This is a genomic window from Streptomyces sp. NH27, assembly GCF_056859195.1.
Genome location: NZ_JACEGK010001132.1, coordinates 1 through 261, shown reverse-complemented (window position 1 = coordinate 261; position 261 = coordinate 1). Strand labels below are relative to the sequence as shown.

Here is a 261-nt window from a genome sequence, read left to right as displayed (position 1 = left end):
TGACCGTGATGCTGCGGGCGACCAGTTCCGCGTAGCCGTGTGCGGACAGCCAGTCGAGTGTGGTGCTGGCGCTGGACGCGCCGTCGACGGAGGGTGTCGAGACGATGATCAGCTGGTCGGCCAGGTCGAGGACGCCGCGCATCGCGCTGTAGAGCAGGCCGGTGCCCGAGTCGGTGAGGATCACCGGGTACTGGCGGCCCAGGACGTCGATGGCGCGCCGGTAGTCCTCGTCGTTGAACGCCGTCGAGACCGCGGGGTCCA

1 protein-coding gene is annotated in these 261 nt (G+C 69.3%); it reads right to left on the bottom strand.

The window, feature by feature from the left end:
* The coding region (locus AC13HU_RS38375) for a MinD/ParA family ATP-binding protein (RefSeq protein WP_483046606.1) at window positions 1-261 on the bottom strand (261 nt) is incomplete at both ends.